Here is a 2,564-nt window from a genome sequence, read left to right as displayed (position 1 = left end):
CGAGCACGATGCTCTGCACGAACCGGCCTTCACGAGCGTTCGGGTCGCCGCCGGGGTTGCCGCCGCTGACGATCGGCTCGTTGCTGTACTGCCACGAGTAGGTCAACGTGGTGTGCTTGTCCTTGGCGGTGAACACGAGCTGGCCGGTGTAGCCGACGTTCTCATCCGTGTCGTTGAAAGTATCCCAGCCCTCGTCGATGCCGTTGACGATCGTCAACTGGTCGTTCGGTGTGAAGGTGGCCAACACGCCTGTGTGCGTGAACGGATAGGCATACAGGAAGGTGTAGGTGTGGCTGTAGAACACGTTGCCGATCGCCGGCACGACTTCATTGCCCAGCAGCGTGTACCAGTGACCGACCTTGTACGACAGCTTGCTGGTGCCGAATTGCAAGTAGGCTTGCGGCATGGACAACCCGTAGAACTTCCGCGGGTCGCTGTTCCAGCGGGGAATGCCGTTGTCGTTGGCATCCAGTCCCTTTTCGACCGGATAACGATAATCGGTGCCGTAGAGCAGATCGACATCGTAGCCCCAGTCCCAGCAGCAGTCGTTGTCCTTCAGGGCCTTCTGAATGACCGTGTAGAACTGGTTCATCTGGAACTCGTCGTCCCGGTCGTTGAATCCGTCGGGACCGTTGAAGCCGTCCGGGTTCCGCTGACCGTCGTGCGTGGCGTAGCCGGCCTCGATCCAGCCCGTGACCGTGACATCGTGGCACTTGAGCCAGCAATTATTCTCGAACAAGTGCTTGACGGTTTGATCGGGGCAAGTGAGCTTGCAGCAATCGTCGCCGCCGCCATTGCAGCCGCAGCTTGCGGCGGCATCGGCCGCGGGAGCTGGGGCCGCGGCCGGAGCCGGAGCGGCTGGGGCTTCGGGCGCCTTGGCATCCGGGGCCGGAGGCGTATCGCCCGCGTAGCTCATCGCCACGGGGGAACTACTGGTCACATCCTGCCCAACCGCGACGGCCGAGGCCGGCCAAAGCAAGGCCAGCGGTGAGAGGATCCACAGGTAAGCTGATTTCCGCACCATCACTTGCCATCCTTGTGCGAGGGGTTGTGGGCACGGCTCGAACACCGCCTGATCCGCCATGCGCCGAAGCAGGAAAAGTCCACGATAATTTTCCGCTAATCTCCCGTATCGGCGGCAAATCGTCGTCAATCCATCCGATGAGCCGAACCCGATACAGTCCACCGAGCTTAACGTTCTCGGACGCTATCAGCCGTTCGGCGCGCCCGGCCGGCGCGTTAGTCTCGCTGCGAGTCCCCTATCCTTCGCATTCTCGACGCGATAAAATCGCCGTCTTTCAATGGTGGGGAGATTGAAAGGGCCATGGAACAAACATTCATTCTGTTCAAGCCGGATTGCATTCAGCGGCGCCTGGTTGGCCGCGTGTTGACGCGTTTCGAAGACAAGGGGCTCAACGTCGTCGCGATGAAAATGCTGCCGGTGACGCCTGAGCTGTCGCGGCAGCACTACGCCGAGCACGTCAACAAGCCGTTCTACCTGGCCCTGGAGAAATTCATCACGGCCAGCCCAGTGATCGTGGCAGTCGTCGAGGGGCTGGAAGCGATCCGCGTGGTGCGCGAGATGCTCGGGGCAACGAGCGGGTTGAAAGCCGTCGCCGGAACGATTCGCGGCGACTACAGCTCGAGCCGCCAGATGAATCTCATCCACGCCTCGGACGGGCCGGAGGCCGCTCGGCGCGAGATCGATCTCTATTTCAGCGCGAATGAGATCCACTCGTACACGCTGACCGTCACGCCGTGGTTGCGCGCGGCCGACGAATTGTAGGGAACGCCGGATGGCTCAGGGCGTAAAGCTCTCCACTCCCGTCAGCCGCAGGGCGAAGCCGGCGAGCAGATCGGCCGCGCGGTCGATGTCGTGGAGGGAGATCGTCTCGACGGCACTGTGCATGTAACGGTTCGGAATGCTCACCAGCCCCGTCGCAACTCCGGCCCGTGCGACTTGCAAGGCGTTGGCGTCGGTTCCAGTCGCTCGGCCGCTGGCGGCAAGTTGGAAGGGAACTTCTCCGGCTTTGGCCGTCTCGATCAGGCGATCGACGACAACCGGGTTCATATTCGGGCCCCGATAGATCACCGGTCCCTTGCCGAGCACGATATCGCCCTCTTGCTTCTTGTCGACCGTCGGGCAATCGGTGGCATGGGTGACGTCGACGGCAATCCCAACTTGCGGATCGATGCCGAAGGCGCTCGTCTGCGCGCCGCGCAGGCCAATTTCTTCCTGCACCGTCGAGACGGCGAAGAGCGCGCAATTGAGCTTCTTCAAGCTGGCCCTCCGCAGCGCCTCGATCACCACCCACAAGCCACATTTGTCGTCCATCGCCGGCGAATTGGCCAGGTTGTTTCGCATTGGCTGAAAACCAAGCTGGAACGTCACCGGGTCGCCGACGCGAACCAACCCCTCGGCCTCCGCTTTGTCTTTGGTTCCGATGTCGAGCCACAGGTCTTTGATCTTGGGAACCTGTTTCCGCTCCTCTTCGGTAAGCAGGTGAATCGGTTTGCGGGCGATCACGCCGGGGACCGCGCCTCCGGTCGTCCAGACCGTCATC

The 2,564-nt window shown here is 61.9% G+C and carries 3 protein-coding genes; 1 reads left to right on the top strand and 2 read right to left on the bottom strand.

Translation table 11 applies throughout. The features are described from left to right. Nucleotides 1–1,024 (bottom strand): outer membrane beta-barrel protein (locus VGY55_09005; GenBank protein ID HEV2970117.1); only part of this gene is annotated, 1,024 nt, incomplete at its 3' end. A 300-nt stretch (nt 1,025–1,324) separates the two neighbouring features. Between VGY55_09005 and ndk the strand changes: the two genes are divergently transcribed. After that, nucleotides 1,325–1,786 carry a nucleoside-diphosphate kinase gene (ndk, locus tag VGY55_09000; GenBank protein HEV2970116.1) on the top strand — a complete coding sequence of 154 codons (462 nt, stop codon included), beginning with the start codon at nt 1,325–1,327 and terminating at the stop codon, nt 1,784–1,786. A 15-nt stretch (nt 1,787–1,801) separates the two neighbouring features. On the opposite strand, the gene VGY55_08995 is transcribed toward ndk, so the two are convergent. Beyond that, nucleotides 1,802–2,564, bottom strand: a 763-nt coding sequence (locus VGY55_08995) for a M20/M25/M40 family metallo-hydrolase (GenBank protein ID HEV2970115.1), incomplete at its 5' end; no start/stop codon positions are given.

This window comes from Pirellulales bacterium, from assembly GCA_035939775.1.
Taxonomy (GTDB): Bacteria; Planctomycetota; Planctomycetia; order Pirellulales; family DATAWG01; genus DASZFO01.
Note: the sequence above shows the minus strand (reverse complement) of the source record. Positions and strands in the feature narration are given on the sequence as shown.